Below are 16,638 nucleotides of genomic sequence, written 5' to 3'. Positions count from 1 at the left end.
AGCGTGAAGAGAATCTTCCGCCGCAAGTCCGAGGTCCGGAAGGCCGTAACGAAGGCGGAAAGCACAGATCCTCCTGGCGAACGACATGGTCAGGCCATGGAAATTTCAGCGTGTCCCGACTCGGAAATCGCCGAACCCATGACGGGTCTTGGCAGAACCACTTGAACTCTAACAGTGACGCCGGACGAGCCTGCACTCGTCCGGCGTCACTGTCGTCGAGAGGCGAACGTCAGCCCAGCTCGGTGGCGGTACCACCGGCGGCGGCGATCTTCTCCTTGGCAGAGCCGGAGAACTTGTCCGCACTGACCTGCACGGCGACGGAGATCTCTCCCTCGCCGAGCACCTTCACCAGCTGGTTCTTGCGCACCGCGCCCTTGGCGACCAGCTCGTCCTTGCCGATGGTGCCGCCCTCGGGGAACAGCTCGGCAATGGCGCCCACATTCACAACCTGGTATTCCACCCGGAACGGGTTGGTGAAGCCGCGCAGCTTCGGCAACCGCATCTGGAGCGGCATCTGCCCGCCCTCGAATGCGGCAGGCACGTTCTTCCGTGCCTTGGTGCCCTTGGTACCGCGGCCGGCGGTCTTGCCCTTGGAGCCTTCACCGCGACCCACCCGGGTCTTATCGGTCTTGGAGCCCGGGGCCGGGCGCAGATGGTGCAGTTTGATGGTCATGTCAGACCTCCTCAACAGTTACGAGGTGGCGCACGACATTGATCAGACCACGGTTCTGCGGGGTGTCTTCCCGGGTCACCGATTTACGGATACCCCGCAGACCGAGGGTCCGCAGGCTTTCCCGCTGATTCTGCTTGGCGCCGATAGAGCTCTTGATCTGGGTCACCTTGAGATCTGCCATATCAGACTCCTTGTCCGGCACGGGCACGCAGCATGCCCGCGGGAGCGACGTCCTCGAGCGGCAGACCGCGGCGCGCCGCGACCTCTTCCGGCCGCTGCAGCATCTTGAGTGCGGCGACGGTCGCGTGGACGACGTTGATCGCGTTGTCGCTACCGAGCGACTTGGCCAGGATGTCGTGGATGCCCGCGCACTCCAGCACGGCACGCGCGGCGCCACCGGCGATTACACCGGTACCCGGGGAGGCCGGGCGCAGCATGACGACACCGGCCGCCGCTTCGCCCTGCACCGGGTGGGTGATGGTGGAGCCGATCATCGGGACGCGGAAGAAGCTCTTACGCGCTTCCTCGACGCCCTTCTGGATGGCCGCGGGAACTTCCTTGGCCTTGCCGTAGCCGACACCGACCAGGCCGTTGCCGTCGCCCACGATGACCAGGGCGGTGAAGCTGAAGCGCCGGCCACCCTTGACGACCTTGGAGACACGGTTGATCGCTACGACGCGCTCGAGTTGATTCTTCTCGGCAGCATCGTTACGACGGTCGCCGCGGCGGTCGCCGCCGCCCCGGCGATTGTCGCGGCCGCCCTCGGGGGCGTTGGGGTTCTGTCCGGCGGGTCCGTTTCCGCCGTCACGCCGTTGACGTCCCGGCATCAGACGTTCCTTCCGTTCACGCTGGTATGTGCAGTGGTGTTGATCATCAGAACTTCAACCCGCCTTCCCGGGCGGCGTCGGCGAGCGCCGCGATCCGGCCGTGGTAGTCGTGGCCACCGCGGTCGAACACCACGGCCTCCACACCGGCGGCCTTGGCACGCTCGGCGATCAGTTCGCCGACCTTCTTGCCCTTGGCGGTCTTGTCGCCGTCCAGCGCCCGCACATCGGCTTCGATGGTCGACGCCGAAGCCAGGGTGCGACCGGCCGAATCGTCGATGAGCTGCACATGCAGATGCCGCGAGGAGCGGTGCACGATCAGCCGCGGCCGAACGCTGGTGCCCTCGATCTTCTTGCGCAGGCGGAAGTGACGCCGCGTCTTGGAAAGCCGACGGCGGGTCGAAGCATCCTTGCCCAGCGGAATGCGCTTGGACTTCTGGTTCTCGGTTTGCGCCATGATCACTTACCCGTCTTTCCGACCTTGCGGCGAACGATCTCGCCGGCGTAGCGGATGCCCTTGCCCTTGTACGGGTCGGGCTTGCGCAGGCCGTGGATAACCGCCGAAATCTGGCCGACCTTCTGCTTGTCGATCCCGGATACGGAGAATTTGGTGGGCGATTCCACCGCGAAGGTGATGCCGTCGGGCGCCTCGATCGGCACCGGATGGCTGTAGCCGAGGGCGAACTCGAGGTTGCTGCCCTTCTGCTGCACGCGGTAGCCGACGCCGAAGATTTCCATCTTCTTCTCGTAGCCCTTGGTGACACCGGTGACCATATTGTCGACCAGCGTCCGGGTCAGGCCGTGCAGCGAACGGTTGCGGCGTTCGTCATCGGGGCGGGAGAACACCAGGCGGCTGTCCTCCTGCGCGACAGTGATCGGCTCGGAAATGGTCAGCGAGAGCTGACCCTTCGGGCCCTTCACCGCGATGTCCTGGCCATTGATGGTCACCTCGACACCCGAGGGGACGACGACGGGATCTTTGCCGATACGCGACATGTCCGTACCTCCCTTACCAGACGTAGGCGAGGACTTCCCCGCCTACTCCCTGCTGAGCCGCCTGACGGTCGGTGAGCAGACCGGTCGACGTGGAGATGATCGCCACGCCGAGGCCGCCCAGGACCTTGGGCAGGTTGGTGGATTTCGCGTACACGCGCAGACCCGGCTTCGAGACCCGGCGCAGGCCCTGCAGGCTGCGCTCCCGGCTGGGGCCGTACTTGAGGTCGACGACGAGGGCCTTGCCCACGGTCGCGTCCTCGGTGCGGTAATCGGCGATATAGCCTTCACGCTTCAGGATCTCGGCGATATTCGACTTGAGCTTCGAATGCGGAGCCTTCACCTGATCGTGGTACGCCGAGTTGGCGTTGCGCAGACGCGTAAGGAAGTCTGCGATCGGATCGGTCATGGTCATAGTTCGACCTCGACACCTTTCTCGCTACGGTTCCCATACAACACCCACGCCACGCGGGCGCAGGCCGTGGGCCTACAGCAATTCGGCTGGTCCGGACGGCAGTCACCGCCGGATGAGTTCGTATCGCCCCGGGCGCCCACGCGGGGCCGCCCACAGGCACAGATGTGCCCTGGCAACCGGTCCAGTGTAGGAGCTGACTCGAGTACGACAAAATCAAGGCCCCGGAATGCCGCCGTGACCAGGTACATCCGGCCGATATGACAGAGAAGGGGAACCTCGAGGCATGTGTCGCCGCCCTCGAAGGTGAGGTGGGAGATCTCGGGCCGCGGGCGAAAACCGGCCGGATTCTCACGGCACAGACAACCAGCGGGGCCCCCGAAGCAATGCTTCGGGGGCCCCGGCGCACTCTGCGCGCAGGCAGCCGCTCACCGGGAGCTCTTGTGCACCTCCGGCAGATCGCCGAACTGCTCGGTTTCCGGCTCGACCGGCTCGACCGGCTCGGCAGGTTCATCTGCGCCGGCCGCGCGCAGTTCCATATCGAGGCCCTCGACGTCGTGTTCCCCCACTCGCACCTGGGCGCTGGCCGGCGCGTAGCCGGTGGCGACAACGGTGTAGCTGCCTTCGGCGAGATTGCCGAACGCATAGGAACCGTCCGTATCCGTGGTGCGGTTCTCGATCACATTGCCCAGCGAATCGGTCAGAGTGACCAGCGCACCGGCCAGTGGACGTCCGCCGCCGTTGACGACACCCGCGACCCGCACGCCGGGGCGCAACAGCACTTCGAGGCGGAGCGTATCCCGCCCGGTCACCTGTGCCGATACGGCGGTCGGATGGTAGCCGAACGCGCTCACTGCGATGGTGAACTCGCCCTCCGGCAGACCGGTGAGCTCGAACCGTCCGGCGTGATCGGATTCACCTGCCGCCATGACCTCACCGCGCAGGTCCAGGGCGGTGATCATCGCGGCGGACACCGGGGTACCGTCACCGATCCGCAGAACCGTACCTTCGAGGCCGGTCAGCGCGCTGAGCGTGACGTCATAGGACACCGGGTTGCTGCCGAGAACCGCGGTCGAGGCATCCGGGCGCCGGCCCTCGGCGGAGGCGATCAGCACATACGACCCCGGCGTCGGAGCGGCCAGTTCATAGAACCCGTCCGTTCCCGACCGGGCCCGGCCGAGTTGCTGCCCGGCGGGAGAGATCAAGGTGAGGGTCGCGCCGGCGACCGTGCCGCCGCGGGTATCGGACACCCGGCCGAACAGCACCGATCCGCTCCCCACCGGCTGCGGGGCGGGTTCGTTCGCACCGTTGCGTTGCGCCGCGACGGCGGCCGGCGCCTCGGGCGCTGCATGCCGCGGGCCCGGCGCGGCAGCGATGTCCTCGCTGATCGCCGCCGCGGCATCGTCGACCACCTGTTCGGCTTCCGCCGAGAGTCCCGCCGGCGCGGCCGGGACCGCTTCGGCCACTGCATGCGCTTCGATCTTCGCCTCGTCGGTCCGGGCACCGGCGAGCACCGCCGCGGCGGCGCGTTTGGCCGTCGGAATGGTCAGCGCGACCAGTGCGGCCGCTACGGCGACACCGCAGCCGATCAAGATGCCGGCCCGGAAACCGTCCTCGGTCGGGACACTGACCCCGCCGGCGAAGCCGACGCTCATCTGCGCCAGGACCGCGCCGATGGCGGCCGAGGCCACCGAGGTGCCGATCGAACGCATCAGGGTGTTGAAGCTGTTGGCGGCCGAGGTCTCGGTGATCGGCACGGAGCTCATGATCAGCGCGGGCATGGCACCGTAGGCGAAACCGACACCGAGGCTGATGATGATGCCGCCGAGCATCAGCCCCCATGCCTCGCCCATCATCAGGACCGTCGACCCGTAGCCGACGGCGATGATGACCGAGCCGAGAATCAAGGTGATCTTCGGGCCGGCGAGGGCAGACAGTTTCGCACTCAGCGGCGAGGTGAGCATCATGGTCAGACCACCGGGCGCCAGCCACAGGCCCATCGCGACCATCGACTGGCCCAGGCCGTAGCCCGTGGCCTCCGGCAGCTGCAACAGCTGCGGGAAGATCAGCGCCTGCGCGAACATCGACATACCGATGACGATCGAGGCGAGGTTGGTCAGCAGTACCCGGGGCCGGGCTGTCACCCGCAGATCGACCAGCGGATCACGCGAACGCAGTTCCCACATACCCCACAGCAGCAGTACCACCACTGCGGCGACGAACAACGAGATCGTGGTGGCGCTGGCCCAGCCCCAGCTCGCTCCCTTGGATACGGCGAGCAGTAGGCAGACCAGAGCGACGCCGAGCCCGAGGGCGCCCAGTACGTCGAAGCGGCCGCGATCGGCACGCGGCGGGGTCGCCGGTACCACCAGGAAGATGAGCAGGCCGGCGATCGCGCCGAGCACGGCGATACCCCAGAACAGGTACTGCCAGCTGCTGTATTCGACGACCGCCGCGGCCAGCGGCATACCCAATGCGCCGCCGACACCGAGGGAGGAGCTGATCAGGGCGATACCGGAGCCGAGTTTCGCCGGCGGCAGGAGATCGCGCAGAGCGGCGATACCGACCGGGATCAGGCCCACGGCCATCCCCTGCAGGGCGCGGCCGACGAGCATCGGCCACAGCGTCGTGGACAGCGCGCACAGCACCGACCCGATGATGAGCGGGACCACCGAGCCCACCAGGACCAGACGTTTGCCGTAGAGGTCGCCCAGGCGGCCGGCGACCGGAGTGGTCACGGCGCTGGCCAGCAGGCTCGCGGTCACCACCCAGGTCGCGTTCGACGGGTCGGTACTCAAGATCGTCGGTAGCTGCCCGAGCAACGGCATCACCAGGGTCTGCGTCAGTGACGCCACGATCCCAGCGAAGGCGAGCACCGCAAGTACCGCCCCAGGGCGGACAGCGGGTTCGGTTTTGGTCACGAGCTTGCTCCTCGCAAGAAAAAGTTCAGTCGATGTGCATAATACACATAACATGCATGATGCAATCTAACCAATTCGGACACCCCGGCGCAGGAGCCGTTCGAGCATCCCGGCGCCGAGCCCACCGCCCCCTGCCACTACCCCGACCGGGCACCCGCCGACGCGCCGACCGAACACCCCGGCACCGCATCAACAGAGCACCGAGCCGACCGATACGCCCCGGCACGGCAGCGGATCCGGGACGATATGAGGCGATGCCGTACTCACTCGCCGATGTCCTGCCCTCCGTGACCGCCTCGTTCGGACTGGATGGAGCCAACCCCTTGGGGATCGCACCCAACCGTGACGTGGTGGTGCTACTGATCGACGGCCTGGGCGCGCAACTGCTCACCCGGCACCGCGACCTCGCCCCCACCCTGGCGGCACATACCGTCACCACACTCACCGCCGGTTTCCCGGCGACCACCTCGACCAGTCTCACCAGCCTGGCGCTCGGCGCACCGTGCGCAACCCACGGCATCATCGGCTACAGCTTCGCCGTACCCGGTCCGGACGGCGTCCGGCTGTTCAATTCACTGCGCTGGCGGCTCGACGGCGCGACCGGCGACGACGCCCGCGAATCGCACCCGCCCGAATCGGTTCAGCCGGGCACCAGCCGGCTCGAGGATCTCGCCGCCAGCGGGATCGAAGTGCACTATGTGATTCCGGCGTATCAGCGAACCTCCGGCCTCACCCGGGCGTCGTTCCGGGCCCCGGGGTCCCTGCACCCGGCGACCACACTGGACGAGGTACGCACCGGAATCCTGGCGGTCGCCGATCACCCCGGTGCGGGTTCGCGTTTCGCCTACGCCTACTTCCCCGATCTGGACGGCAACGGCCATCTGCACGGTCCCGAATCCCCGGCGGCACTGGCGGTTCTGCGCGATATCGACGCCCTCGCGGCCGATCTGCTCACCGACCTGCCGGATACCTGCACACTGCTGGTCACCGGCGACCACGGAATGGTCCGCGCCGATACCGTCATCGACCTGGATACCCGGCCGGGCTTGCACGACGGCGTGCGATTGATCGCCGGCGAGGCACGCGTACGCCATATCTACCTCCGCGCTCCGGCCGCGCGGGGCGACGTGTTCGACCGATGGACTGGCGAACTGGCCGGCCACGCACGTGTCGTCACACGTGAACAGGCCCTGGACGAGCACTGGTTCGGCCACACACCGCCCGACCCGGTGATCGAGCACCGTATCGGGGATCTATTGGCGGTGGCCGAAGGCGGCGCAGTGCTGGTGCGGCCGGAATCCGAACCCCTGGAATCGGCAATGGTCGGCCATCACGGCGCCTGGACACCCGACGAACAACTGGTGCCGCTCATTTCTTCGCATCTCAGAAACGCCCACCACGGCTGATCCGCCGCGATCCGCCCGAACCGCCGAACGATCCCGCCCGGTATCCGCCGTGGTGACCGCGTCCACCGCCCATACCGCCGCGCAGCATGCTGTCGATGAGGATCCCGCCGAGGATCGCGCCCGCCTGCGCCGAACCCGACGGCGGGCGGCGAACCTCCCAGGTCTGCACCCCGGCCTGCGCTTCCTGAAGTGCCCGGCCGCCGAGATCAGCAGCGGCGCGAGCATGCTCGAGCGCGGCGGCCGGGTCGTCGGCACGCAGCCGCTGGGCCTCGTCGAGGTGGCGCTGGGCTTCCGACACCCGGGTTCGAGGTATCGCTTCCATCGCACCGCGGCGGGTGGCGATGAAATCGGTCGCCATCCGGACCCGGGTGGCCGCATCCCGGAGAGCCTGGTCCAACCGGCGGGCCAGATCGTCGGCGGAACGCTTGCGGTCACCGGCGGCGGCCAGCGCCCGGTCCAGCGCCCCATCGGCGGCTATCGCGTCGTGGTACGCCCCGAGCGGGTCGGCTTCGGCTGCCGTATCGGCATTTTCGAGTACGGTCCGCGCGGCGGCAACAGCGCTCGCCAATTCCTCGCCACCGTGTTCGGTGAGTCCGGCAGCGGCGTCCAGGTCACCACGCAATTCGTCCAGGGCCGCGGGTATCCCCGCCCGCGCCTGCCGGATATGAGCCGCCGCGCCGTCCACTGCGTCGAGTAGCGTGCGAGCCTGCCCGAGCGCGCTCTCGGCCGCCCGGATATCGGCAACCGCCGCGCCCTGTTCACCCACCGGCCGGGCGATTTCCCGGTGGCCGTCACCCACGCATTCGTCGGCAAAGGCGATCCGTTCCCGGGCCATGGTGACATTATCGGCGATCGGCTCCAGCACGCTGGCCGGATGCGCGCCGGTAAGTCGCGTCAATTCGGCCTCCGACGCAGGGATCCGGGCGGTGAGCTCGACGATATCGCGGGTCAGCGCGTCCAGCCGGGGGCCCGCGTCGATGAGCAGATCGCGCATGGCGTCGAATTCCGCGACCCGGGCGTCGAGTTCCCGGTCGGCGTGGCCCGCGGTGGTGATCAGCTCGATCAGCAGGGCGCGCTGTTCATCGGGGGTCTCGGGAACGGCGTCGTCGAGCCGCTGCCGGACGGCGAACGCTTTCGCCGTGGCGGCGCGCGCGTGCTCCAGCGCGGTCCGGAAAGGCTGTACTGCCGCGTCCCCGAATTCCCCCACGGCCAATTCCAGTTCTTCGGCGCTGGTCCGGACGGCGTCGTCGAGTTCGACCAGAACCTCTCGTGACCGCGCGTGCAAGGCTTCGAGCGGCAGTGCCGCGAGTGCGGCGGGATCGGTGGGATCGGTACTCCGGGCCTGTTCCAGTTCGGCCCGGTCGCGGGCTCGCTGCGGTAGCGCTGGTACAGCAGCAGACCCACCAGCGCGAGCACGATCAGCACACCGATGAGCAGCACCGGCCCCATGCTCACTCCGCCCCCGCTCATGGCCGAGCCGATCCCCGCCGCCGCGGCCACACCCGCATCGGCCCACCGGTCGTCGCGCAGTGCCGGTTCCACCTGGCCGGTGAGAATCCGGTCGATCTCCGATTCGCTTACCCCGCTGGGCGCCTCACCGTCGAAGGCGTAGGCGCGATCCCGGGTGGCCACGGCGAGTAGCAGGTCCCGCTCGCCGAAGCCGGATTGCCGCGCGGTCCGGGCCGCCCAGTTCTGCGGGCTCGTACCGGCGAAATTGTCGACATAGGCGATCCACAGTCGCACCTTGTGTTCGGCGTAGAGCGTGTCGACCGCCGCACGGACACGCTGCGAGTCGCCGGTATCGAGTGCGCCGGCGGAATCGGTGACATAGGTGTCCATCCGGGCGGGTTGTTCCGCGGTGGCCACCGGCATTGTCACCGCACCCACGAAGACCAGGCCGAACACGAAACACGTAATCCGGCGGAGCGGATAATTCGTCGTCGGCATATCTCGAATGTAGCGTGCGGAACGCCGGACCTTGACCTCAACTATTATTGAGATTTTAACGTCGTGTCATGCGTACCGAAACGATCCGGGAAACCGGCCCCACCGAACCGACCATGCAGCAGGTGACGCCCGATCTCTGGGAAACCCGCGAGTTCATCGTCCCCGGTGGGCCGCGAACCCACGCCTACTTGTGGACCCCACCCTCCGGACAGAACATCCTCTTCTACTCCCCCGGCAGCGACCAGGACTTCGATCGGCTCGAACAGCTCGGTGGCGTCGCCCGCCAGTATCTGAGCCACCAGGACGAAGCCGGACCCATGCTGCGCACCGTCGCCGGGCGCTTCGGCAGCCGCCTGTACGCTCCGGCCGCCGAAGCCGCCGAAATCGGGGCCCACGCACCGATCGATATCGCGGTATCGGAGCGAGGCGTGGACGATGCGGGCGTGGAAGTGATTCCCACACCCGGCCATACGCCGGGCAGCACCTGCTATCTGGTGCCCGGCCACAACGGCCGCCGCTACTTGTTCACCGGCGACACCCTGCTGCGCTACGCCGAGGGCTGGCGTGTGGGATACATCCCGGGATACAGCGATAAAGACGGCCTGTTCGCAGCCCTGGACACACTCGCCACCGTGCAACCGGACATGGTGGTGTCGAGCGCTTTCGTCAACGGGACACCCGGTTACCACCATGTGGACCGCGACGCCTGGCAATCCCATCTCGACGAAGCCCGTGCCGCACTCTCCTGACGACCCTCTGCGCACGGGCACCGCTCGGCCCATCCGGACCGAGCGGTGCCCCGTGCTCACTGGATCACCGGATAACGGTCACCCCGACACCAGGCGGCGTACCCACCGGCTGATCGATGATCACCGACAGCGTCGACCCCGGGGCACGGGCGGCACGACCGGCATATTCGGCCAGACTCTCCCCGAGACGCTGTTTCGCCTCCGGCGTGAAGTTGGGCGGCAGCGCACCCAGGACCGGCCCCAGATTGAGCGTATCGATCATGCGTGCCTCCGCGTCGGTGAAGTTCACCGTGACCGAATTCGGCGCCTGTTCCGTCGTCACCGCCGATGCGGTGCCGGCCCCGAAGACCAGGCAGCCGATCGGGGCGGCGAGAGCGATCAGAGGTGTGAGAGTTCTCACGGAAGATATCTCCTGAGTTTTTGTGCAAATGGTTGTTGCACTGACGGATTCGCGTCGACGCATTACCGTCGGCACGAATAGGACGCCCGGGTCCGCTCCTGAGGCACAGGAAGCAATGGCCGCCCCTTCTCGTCGGCAATTACCTCCGGCCACACATCCGAGCCGGACGAACGTGACGCCCCGCATTCCCGGCAGCCCCGCCCGCGCACAGCGCCGGGCGGAACCCGTTCACGCAGGAACGACGCGGCGGTGGGCAGCGAATCCTGTACCCACCACCAGCATTTCAGCGAAGACAGACGCAGAGACGCAGCAACAACTCCGCGCCCGCCGCGCCGGTAACAGTTCGGCGGGTAGCACGCGGCCGGGCGTACCACGCGAGGGAACAGGAACCGCCGATCAGCAGTCCGGCGATCAACAGGACCCCGTACCAGAGGTAACCCGGTCGCAGACGAACAGCCGAGGCACGGGGACAGTGATCGGGGCAGTGCACGATCTGCCCGCCCGAGCCCGCGGGCTCCGAGATGACGGACTCCGAGATGACGGGACCGACCCGTTCGTCGGCGGCGACCACCGCGTGAAGGAACGAAAGATTTTCGGACTGCGCGTTTTCCGGGTCCCGACTGTCGTGCAGTCCGAGTGTGAGGACCGCGGCGGCGAATATCAGAACGGCAACCCGCACCAGATTCGGTGGCAGCCCTATACGCCTCACAACCGCCGATACTAGGGGGCGATTTCCACACCGGGACAACCGGGACATTTCCGGCACTGGGAACGAGTCGGCCCGCACCGCGACAGCTACCGAACAGCGATCACACTCGAACCTCCACCATCCGGAACCGGTGGCACGCGAATGCGATCCCCCTCGGTGCCACAGCTCGCGCGGTGCGCCATCTCACGCAAGCACCCACGGCACAGGCCGAACTTGCAGTACACCGCGTGCGGCCGGCAGCGGATGTAAGCGCGAACGGCGAACCGCAGCTTGCGGTCGGCCTTGTCGGCGATGCGCATACCCGCGGACGATCGATCTTGTCCACATCGACCTCGTGGAACATCGACGTACTACCGGCACACTCCCGCAGTCTCAGTCGGGGCGCATCCCCGCTGGGCGTTCGCTGCGGAGGTTCGCAGTGAACTGCCGCACGCTCGGATGGACCCGTGGGTCGGCCTGAGGGTGCGGGTGTTCCAGCTCGACAGCCTCCGCGACAGCAGCGAGAGTTTCGTCGACCAGCTCTGCCGCAGATCGCAAACCCCAGCTCGCAACCAGCGCTCGATGACCAGGGCAGGCGTACCAGCAAATGTCGCCATCCAGGTGTCATGGGAGGCCAGCCCGAGAACACGGGCTAGCCGGGCCCCGTACTCCTCGTCATAGATCAGCGTGGGGTGCTGCCGTACGACCGGCTTCAAGATATGCGTCGATGGGGCGCCACCGACAGCTTGCGCCCATCCGTCGTCTGTCCGGGCAAGCACTATCTTCGGCTGAACTCCGGCCAACGATGTCTTGCCCACAGCCGGGCGATTCGCCAGCGGATACACGAAAGGTTCGTCGAGTAGTTCGCGGACACGCGCTGCGGTGACGGGTAGCAGTTCAGGGGTGGGGGGTTCATTCGGATCGTCCAGATCCCATATCTGGAGTGCACCCGCGATATCACGGCCATACCGGGACAGGAAGCCCAGTACATCGCCGGAAGCAAGTCCCGCCGCCGCGTTCATAGCGGCAAGTTGATCTCCTTCGGGCAGTAATTCTCGAAAGAAGTTCCGCCGGTGCTTGGCCTTTGCCCGGTTCGGTTTCGGAGTCAGCGGTATCGCAGCGGAAAGGATCCGGCTGTTGACGCCGTATCGCTCGATCGCGTCCGGGTCGGCCCGGATATCGAAGGTCGTGCTGTCGGCGCCGCGCAGCGTGCCGATGAGGTCTCCGTAGAGCTCGACTCCGAGCCGCTTCACTCGGTGTCATCCCACTCGGCGTGGATAGCTATCTCGCACTCGGACAGCAGCTCGAACAGGCGCTCCGCGTAACGGGTGTGCTTACCGTTCTCCATATCGCTGATCACGCTCTGTGGGTAGCCCGCCTTCTCGGCCAGATCACGCTGGGACCATTCCCGGCCCAGACGCGCCTGCTGGATCGCCAGCCCGAAATCATGGGGACTTCGGATCCGGGCCCGTCGATGTGCCATCGCCACCTCCCACAACTCGGTCCATGATCGCTATTTCGCGATCATACCCTTTGATCGCGTTTTCACGATCAAAGGGTATGATCGCAGTTTCACGATCAAATCCCTCGAAGCACGAAAAGGACCCGAGCCGTGGCTCGGGTCCTTTTCTATGGTGTTTATCCCGGCCGGGCGACGCCGGCCGGGATCAGCTCACCAGGAGCTCTTGTGCACGCCCGGCAGCTCGCCGCGGTGCGCCATCTCGCGCAGGCACACACGGCACAGGCCGAATTTGCGGTACACCGCGTGCGGCCGGCCGCAGCGCTGGCAGCGGGTGTAGGCGCGAACGGCGAACTTCGGCTTGCGGTTGGCCTTGTTGACCAGTGCTTTCTTGGCCATGTCTCAGTTCTCCTTGAACGGGAAGCCGAGGTGCTTCAGCAGGGCACGGCCTTCTTCGTTGTTGGTCGCGGTGGTAACAACGGTGATGTCCATACCGCGCGGGCGGTCGATCTTGTCCACATCGATCTCGTGGAACATCGACTGCTCGCTCAGGCCGAACGTGTAGTTGCCGTTGCCGTCGAACTGCTTGGGCGACAGGCCGCGGAAGTCGCGGATACGGGGCAGGGCGATCGAGACCAGGCGGTCCAGGAACTCCCACATCCGGTCGCCACGCAGGGTGACCTTCGCGCCGATCGGCATACCCTCACGCAGCTTGAACTGCGCGATGGACTTGGTGGCCTTGCGGATCTGCGGCTTCTGGCCGGTGATCAGGGCCAGGTCCTCGACCGCGCCGTTGATCAGTTTGGCGTCGCGGGCAGCGTCACCGACACCCATGTTGACAACGACCTTGACCACGCCCGGGATCTGCATGACGTTGGCGTACTCGAACTCGCCGTTCAGCGCGTCCTTGATTTCCTCGCGGTAGCGCACCTTCAGCCGCGGCTGGATCTTCTCAGTGGTGGTCATATCAGATGTCCTTCCCGTTCTTACGGGAGATCCGAACCCGCTTGCCGGTTTCTTCGTCGGTGCGGTAGCCGATCCGGGCCGGGTTACCGTCGGAGTCGACGACCATCACGTTGGACACGTGGATGGGCGCCTCCTGGGTAACGATGCCGCCCGACGACGCGCCGCGCAGGTTCGCGGAGTTCGCGACATGCTTCTTGATCCGGTTCACGCCCTCGACCAGGATCCGGTTCTGCTGCGGGAAGGCCTGGATGACCTTGCCCTTGGCGCCCTTGTCCTTACCCGAGACGACGAGCACGGTATCGCCCTTGTGCACCTTCATGTCAGAGCACCTCCGGGGCCAGCGAAACGATCTTCATGAACTTCTTGTCGCGCAGCTCACGGCCGACCGGGCCGAAGATGCGGGTGCCGCGCGGGTCGTTGTCCGGCTTGATGAGCACGGCAGCGTTCTCGTCGAAACGGATGTAGGAACCATCCGGACGACGCCGTTCCTTGGTGGTGCGCACCACGACGGCCTTCACCACGTCACCCCGTTTGACGTTGCCGCCGGGGATCGCTTCTTTCACAGTGGCGACGATGACATCGCCGATACCGGCATAGCGGCGCGACGAACCACCGAGAACGCGGATGCAGAGAATCTCCTTGGCACCCGTGTTGTCGGCGACGCGCAGCCGCGACTCCTGCTGAATCACTTCAGCCTCCTCGACCTGGACGTAAAGCACGCCGGATTGCCGACCCGACGGGCATGGTCTGTTACCACCCGAACGCGCGCCTACCAGTGGTTTCATCTGATCTACGCGATCAACCACCGGGGGTTCGCGGCCGAATCGCGGGCTCGAGGCCCACAGGCAACCGGTCAAGAATAGCGAATCCCCAGCTCGGGGGGAAATCGGGGCCATGCAGCACCTCCGTCTGCCGGCCCGCTGCTGCTCGCGCCATTGGTCGCGCAGGTCGTGCATACCCCGTCTCAGGAACTCGAAGAACTCGACCGCTCCGGCCAGGCGGCGCCCGGCCGACGGCGACAATATGGGAAAGGAACGGCGGTCCGGAAACGCTCGATCACCGAGCGCGACGCCGAGGCTCGGCGCCGGTAGCCTCATGAGGCTGGTTCGCCTAGGTGAGGTGCGGGTTCCGCATCGGGGAGAGGTTTGGTTTGAAATCGTCGGATCGCCGGTTCGTGCTCGACCGCCGCTCGTTCCTGGTGGCCCTGGGGCTGGTCCCCGCGGCCGCGTGGCTGGCCTCCTGCGCCGAGGAGGAGCCGGCGCGGCTGGTCAGTGTGGACATGGACGGCTCCGACCCGGCGGTCCGGCCGCAGGACGATCTGTACCGGCATGTCAACGGCAAATGGCTGCGTGAGTATCAGTTGCCGCCGGACAAGACCTCCTACGGCGCGTTCAGCGAGGCCGCGGAGCGCACCCAGGCACAGTTGCGGCAGATCATCGAGGGCATCGGTGATCCCGAGCCGGGTAGCGAAGCCCAGCAGATCCGCGATCTGTTCGACGCCCGGATGAACCTCGACGAAATCGAACAGCTCGGATTGACGCCGCTGGATTCGATGTTCGCCGAGATCGATGCCGCGAAAGACAAACCTGCTCTCGCAGAGGTGATGGGGCGGCTGCCGATCGGCGGGCTGATCGGTATCGGCGTGAGTACCGACCGGAAGAATTCTTCGGCCTATATCGCCTCGATCGGCCAAGCCGGAATCGGCCTGGACGAGCAGTACTATCGCGATCCACAGTTCGCCGAGGAACTCGCCGGTTACCGGACCTATCTGGAACGCCTCGCCAAGGCTGCGAACCTATCCGACCCCGCCGCGATCGCCGCCCGGCAGATCGATCTGGAGACCCGGATCGCCGCCGCTCATTGGGACAATGTGCGCAATCGCGATACCGAGGCCACCTACAACCTGATGACCTGGGCGGAAACCACCGGGCTGGCGCCGGGGTACGACTGGGAGCCCTGGCTGGCCGGGATCACCGACCGCCCGCGCGACCTGTTCGCGAAGCTGGTGGTGAACCAGCCGTCCTTCGTCACCGAGGCCGGCAAGATCTGGTCTGCCACCGATATCGCGGTGTGGCGCGAATATCTCAAACTGTCGGTTCTGCAGACCTACGCACGGTTCCTGCCCAAGGAACTGTCGGACGCCAATTTCGATTTCAACGGCCGCCTCATGTCCGGTTTGCAGCAGCGGCCCGAGTTGTGGAAATCCGCGGTCGGCACGGTGGACGGCAACCTCGGCGAACAGCTCGGAAAGCTGTATGTGGAGCAGTACTTCCCGCCGGAAGCCAAGGAGCGGGTGCAGGTCATGGTCGATGACCTGATGGCCGCCTACCGGGAGAACTTCACGAATTCGTCCTGGATGTCGCCGGAAACGCAGCAGGCGTCGATCGAGAAATTGGAGAAGATAGGCCTCAAACTCGGTTACCCCGACAAGTGGGTGGACTATTCGAAACTGACGGTCACTCGCGGGAAATTGATCGAATCCCTGCGCGCCATCAATGATTTCGAGGTGAAGCGCTCGTTCGATCGACTCGGGGAGCCGGTGGACAAATCCGAATGGAGTGCCTCGCCGCAGACGGTGAACGCCTACTACTCCCCCACCTCGAACGAAATCGTCTTCCCCGCCGCGTTCCTGCAGCCGCCGTTCTTCGACAAGGATGCTGTGCCCGCGGTCAACTACGGCGGGGTGGGCGCGGTGATCGGGCACGAGATCGGGCACGGCTTCGACGATCAGGGTTCGAAGTTCGACGGTGACGGTAACCAGCGGGATTGGTGGACCCCCGCCGATCGCACCGCGTTCGACGCCAAGTCGAAACAACTCGTCGACCAGTACAACGCGCTGGTGCCGGAGGGCCTCGCGCCGGACCAGCACGTCAACGGTGAACTGACCGTCGGTGAGAACCTCGCTGATCTGCGCGGTTTACAGATCGCGTTGACCGCCTTCCGGCTGGCCGAGGAGCGGGCGGGGATATCGCCACCCGACTACCACACCATGTTCCTGTCGTATGCCAGGATCTGGCGTTCGAAGACGACACCCGAGTACACCGAACGATTGCTCCACGGGGATACGCACGCCCCCGACGAGTTCCGCGTGAATCAGGTGGTGCGCAATATCGCCGAGTACTACCGGACATTCGGCGTGGCCGAAACCGACGCCCTGTTCCTCCCGGAGGACCAGCGGGTCGAGCTGTGAGCTGAGCGGG

The 16,638-nt window shown here is 66.3% G+C and carries 19 protein-coding genes and 2 pseudogenes; 3 read left to right on the top strand and 18 right to left on the bottom strand.

Translation table 11 applies throughout. The features are described 5' to 3' along the window. Nucleotides 1-229 precede the first annotated feature (229 nt). The 8 genes and pseudogenes from rplO to NS6_RS35830 all read right to left on the bottom strand — a co-directional run. Nucleotides 230-673 (bottom strand): 50S ribosomal protein L15, encoded by a 444-nt coding sequence (gene rplO / locus NS6_RS13050; protein ID WP_068041018.1) that lies wholly within the window; start codon nt 671-673, stop codon nt 230-232. A gap of 1 nt (nt 674) precedes the next feature. Further along, nucleotides 675-854, bottom strand: coding sequence for a 50S ribosomal protein L30 (gene rpmD / locus NS6_RS13045; protein ID WP_068041016.1), 180 nt, complete (start codon nt 852-854; stop codon nt 675-677). A gap of 1 nt (nt 855) precedes the next feature. After that, the gene (gene rpsE, locus NS6_RS13040) at nt 856-1,500 is read right to left on the bottom strand and encodes a 30S ribosomal protein S5 (RefSeq protein WP_068041015.1); all 645 of its coding nucleotides are present in this window, start codon (nt 1,498-1,500) and stop codon (nt 856-858) included. 46 nt (nt 1,501-1,546) lie between these two features. Beyond that, nucleotides 1,547-1,954, bottom strand: a complete 408-nt coding sequence (gene rplR / locus NS6_RS13035) for a 50S ribosomal protein L18 (protein ID WP_033244268.1) — start codon at nt 1,952-1,954, stop codon at nt 1,547-1,549. Nucleotides 1,955-1,956: 2 nt separating this feature from the next. Then, complete coding sequence (gene rplF, locus NS6_RS13030) at nt 1,957-2,493, bottom strand: 50S ribosomal protein L6 (RefSeq protein ID WP_068041013.1); 537 nt, start codon at nt 2,491-2,493, stop codon at nt 1,957-1,959. Between the two features lie 13 nt (nt 2,494-2,506). Beyond that, nucleotides 2,507-2,905 carry a 30S ribosomal protein S8 gene (rpsH, locus tag NS6_RS13025; RefSeq protein ID WP_068041010.1) on the bottom strand — a complete coding sequence of 133 codons (399 nt, stop codon included), beginning with the start codon at nt 2,903-2,905 and terminating at the stop codon, nt 2,507-2,509. 425 nt (nt 2,906-3,330) lie between these two features. Further along, nucleotides 3,331-4,152: an MSCRAMM family protein gene (locus NS6_RS35835; protein WP_245669308.1), complete on the bottom strand. Its 822-nt coding sequence runs from the start codon at nt 4,150-4,152 to the stop codon at nt 3,331-3,333. A 264-nt stretch (nt 4,153-4,416) separates the two neighbouring features. Continuing rightward, nucleotides 4,417-5,823, bottom strand: a pseudogene (locus NS6_RS35830) (MFS transporter); the annotation flags it as partial. Between the two features lie 254 nt (nt 5,824-6,077). Between NS6_RS35830 and NS6_RS13015 the strand changes: the two are divergent. Further along, nucleotides 6,078-7,229 (top strand): alkaline phosphatase family protein, encoded by a 1,152-nt coding sequence (locus NS6_RS13015; RefSeq protein ID WP_068041007.1) that lies wholly within the window; start codon nt 6,078-6,080, stop codon nt 7,227-7,229. Between the two features lie 1,062 nt (nt 7,230-8,291). Here the strand turns inward: NS6_RS13015 and NS6_RS35825 are convergent. After that, entirely contained in the window at nt 8,292-9,176 is an 885-nt protein-coding gene (locus NS6_RS35825) for a TPM domain-containing protein (protein WP_245669304.1), read from the bottom strand. A 113-nt stretch (nt 9,177-9,289) separates the two neighbouring features. Here NS6_RS35825 and NS6_RS13005 point away from each other — a divergent pair, with 113 nt between their 5' ends. Then, nucleotides 9,290-9,925 (top strand): MBL fold metallo-hydrolase, encoded by a 636-nt coding sequence (locus NS6_RS13005; protein ID WP_068041064.1) that lies wholly within the window; start codon nt 9,290-9,292, stop codon nt 9,923-9,925. A gap of 64 nt (nt 9,926-9,989) precedes the next feature. Here NS6_RS13005 and NS6_RS13000 read toward each other — a convergent pair whose 3' ends face one another. The 9 genes and pseudogenes from NS6_RS13000 to rplN form a co-directional block, all read right to left on the bottom strand. Beyond that, nucleotides 9,990-10,325 carry a hypothetical protein gene (locus NS6_RS13000; protein WP_068041005.1) on the bottom strand — a complete coding sequence of 112 codons (336 nt, stop codon included), beginning with the start codon at nt 10,323-10,325 and terminating at the stop codon, nt 9,990-9,992. A gap of 283 nt (nt 10,326-10,608) precedes the next feature. After that, the gene (locus NS6_RS12995; protein ID WP_157112742.1) at nt 10,609-11,034 is read right to left on the bottom strand and encodes a hypothetical protein; all 426 of its coding nucleotides are present in this window, start codon (nt 11,032-11,034) and stop codon (nt 10,609-10,611) included. A 170-nt stretch (nt 11,035-11,204) separates the two neighbouring features. Beyond that, a pseudogene (locus NS6_RS35820) lies at nt 11,205-11,333 on the bottom strand (uS14 family ribosomal protein); the annotation flags it as partial. A 51-nt stretch (nt 11,334-11,384) separates the two neighbouring features. After that, nucleotides 11,385-12,266 (bottom strand): type II toxin-antitoxin system HipA family toxin, encoded by an 882-nt coding sequence (locus NS6_RS12985; RefSeq protein WP_068041001.1) that lies wholly within the window; start codon nt 12,264-12,266, stop codon nt 11,385-11,387. Further along, the gene (locus NS6_RS12980; protein ID WP_068040999.1) at nt 12,263-12,496 is read right to left on the bottom strand and encodes a helix-turn-helix domain-containing protein; all 234 of its coding nucleotides are present in this window, start codon (nt 12,494-12,496) and stop codon (nt 12,263-12,265) included. Before NS6_RS12980 ends, NS6_RS12985 begins: the two co-directional genes overlap by 4 nt. Before the next feature lie 189 nt (nt 12,497-12,685). Further along, on the bottom strand, nt 12,686-12,871 hold the full coding sequence (locus NS6_RS12975) for a type Z 30S ribosomal protein S14 (protein WP_014349101.1): 186 nt from the start codon (nt 12,869-12,871) through the stop codon (nt 12,686-12,688). 3 nt (nt 12,872-12,874) lie between these two features. Continuing rightward, nucleotides 12,875-13,438 (bottom strand): 50S ribosomal protein L5, encoded by a 564-nt coding sequence (rplE, locus tag NS6_RS12970; protein ID WP_068040997.1) that lies wholly within the window; start codon nt 13,436-13,438, stop codon nt 12,875-12,877. A 1-nt stretch (nt 13,439) separates the two neighbouring features. Continuing rightward, complete coding sequence (gene rplX / locus NS6_RS12965) at nt 13,440-13,757, bottom strand: 50S ribosomal protein L24 (RefSeq protein ID WP_068040996.1); 318 nt, start codon at nt 13,755-13,757, stop codon at nt 13,440-13,442. A gap of 1 nt (nt 13,758) precedes the next feature. Next, entirely contained in the window at nt 13,759-14,127 is a 369-nt protein-coding gene (gene rplN, locus NS6_RS12960; protein WP_058857048.1) for a 50S ribosomal protein L14, read from the bottom strand. A 461-nt stretch (nt 14,128-14,588) separates the two neighbouring features. Here rplN and NS6_RS12955 point away from each other — a divergent pair, with 461 nt between their 5' ends. Beyond that, nucleotides 14,589-16,628 carry a M13 family metallopeptidase gene (locus NS6_RS12955; protein ID WP_210747418.1) on the top strand — a complete coding sequence of 680 codons (2,040 nt, stop codon included), beginning with the start codon at nt 14,589-14,591 and terminating at the stop codon, nt 16,626-16,628. Nucleotides 16,629-16,638 lie beyond the last annotated feature (10 nt).

It is taken from the genome of Nocardia speluncae NBRC 108251 (genome assembly GCF_001613245.1).
Taxonomy (GTDB): Bacteria; Actinomycetota; Actinomycetes; order Mycobacteriales; family Mycobacteriaceae; genus Nocardia; species Nocardia speluncae.
The sequence above is the reverse complement of the archived record's forward strand: the minus strand, read 5'-3'. Positions and strand labels throughout refer to the sequence as shown.